Here is a 1,649-nt window from a genome sequence, read left to right as displayed (position 1 = left end):
GCCGTAAGCCGTAAGCCGTAAGCCGTAAGCCGTAAGCCGTAAGCCGTAAGCCGTAAGCCGTAAGCCGTAAGCCGTAAGCCGTAAGCCGTAAGCCAACGCAATGTGGCACCACCAAGGCTTACGGCAAGGGTTTTTCTTACAGCTTAAAGCTTATAGCTTACAGCTCCCGGCGAAGCCGGGTCAGAGCTCGTCGAGATAGCGCTCGGCGTCCAGCGCGGCCATGCAGCCGGTGCCGGCGGAGGTCACGGCCTGGCGGTAGACATGATCCATGACGTCGCCGGCGGCGAACACGCCCGGCACGCTGGTCGCGGTGGCATTGCCGTCGAGACCGGACTGGACCCGGATATAGCCGCCGGCCATCTCGAGTTGGCCCTCGAAGATGCCGGTATTGGGGCTGTGGCCGATGGCGATGAACAGTCCCGGGGCGGCGATCTCCTGGGTCTCGCCGGTCTCGGTGGACTTGAGGCGCACGCCGGTCACGCCGCTGTTGTCGCCCAGCACCTCGTCCAGGGTCTGGTTCCATTCCAGCACCACGTTGCCGTTCTCGGCCTTCTCGAACAGCTTGTCCTGGAGGATCTTCTCGGCACGCAGGCTGTCCCGGCGGTGCACCAGGGTCACCTTGGAGGCGATGTTGGAGAGGTAGAGCGCCTCCTCCACGGCGGTATTGCCGCCGCCCACCACGACCACCTCCTGGTTGCGGTAGAAGAAGCCGTCGCAGGTCGCGCAGGCCGAGACCCCCTGCCCCATGAACTGCTGCTCCGACTCGAGGCCCAGGTAGCGGGCACTGGCGCCGGTGGCGATGATCAGGGCGTCACAGGTGTAGGTGCCGTTGTCGCCCTTGAGCGTGAAGGGGCGATTGCGCAGCTCCACCTCGTGGACATGGTCGAAGAGCACCTCGGTGTCGAAGCGCTCGGCATGGCGCTTCATGCGCTCCATCAGCTCGGGACCCTGGACGCCGGACTCGTCCCCCGGCCAGTTATCCACGTCGGTGGTGGTGGTCAGTTGGCCGCCGGCCTGGATGCCGGTGATCAGCAGGGGCTTCAGGTTGGCCCGGGCCGCGTAGACGGCCGCGGTGTAGCCGGCGGGGCCGGAGCCCAGGATAATCAGGCGTTCGTGACGCGCGTCGCTCATGAGATGACCTCGTGAAGTCGGGAATGGCGCAGTGGACTGGGCAATGCCGACACGCGCCGGCATGGCGCAGCCCGCGGCGAGGGTCCAGGGCGGGTTGCCGTCAGGCGAGGCGGGGCGCGGGCCCGAATCTCGCGGGTCGTGCCATGCTAGAGCACATCGTCATCACGCCCCAGGTCGAGGGAGACCAGCTCGCCGCTGGCCGGCGACACCTCGATGCGCAGCTGGATCGGCGCACAGCACTGCGGGCAATCCTCCCAGGTGGCATGGCTGCCCTGGGAGAGGTCGACCAGCAGCTCGAACGGGGTATCGCAGTAGGGGCAATGCACGGCCCGCGACTCGAGTGCTTCCTCGTGCATCCAGACCTCCCGTGACCATAATGCCGTATTGCAGCAATATGAGGGGGCGGGGGCGGCATTTCAAGGGCATCGACCGTCACGCTCCCCGGGCGGCGCTTGAAAAGGCCAACTATCATGACCATGTCATCAGCAAGGTACCAGGATGGTGCCCTCACTCCCCGC

At 66.0% G+C, this 1,649-nt stretch carries 2 protein-coding genes; both read right to left on the bottom strand.

Translation table 11 applies throughout. From position 1 onward, the window contains the following. Nucleotides 1–180: 180 nt before the first annotated feature. On the bottom strand, nt 181–1,131 hold the full coding sequence (trxB, locus tag OP497_RS17125) for a thioredoxin-disulfide reductase (RefSeq protein WP_280550658.1): 951 nt from the start codon (nt 1,129–1,131) through the stop codon (nt 181–183). A 146-nt stretch (nt 1,132–1,277) separates the two neighbouring features. Then, nucleotides 1,278–1,487 carry a CPXCG motif-containing cysteine-rich protein gene (locus tag OP497_RS17120; protein WP_280550655.1) on the bottom strand — a complete coding sequence of 70 codons (210 nt, stop codon included), beginning with the start codon at nt 1,485–1,487 and terminating at the stop codon, nt 1,278–1,280. Between the last annotated feature and the right edge of the window lie 162 nt (nt 1,488–1,649).

The sequence above is a fragment of the Halomonas sp. 11-S5 genome (genome assembly GCF_029889825.1).
Classification (GTDB): Bacteria; Pseudomonadota; Gammaproteobacteria; order Pseudomonadales; family Halomonadaceae; genus Halomonas.
The sequence above is the reverse complement of the archived record's forward strand: the minus strand, read 5'-3'. Positions and strand labels throughout refer to the sequence as shown.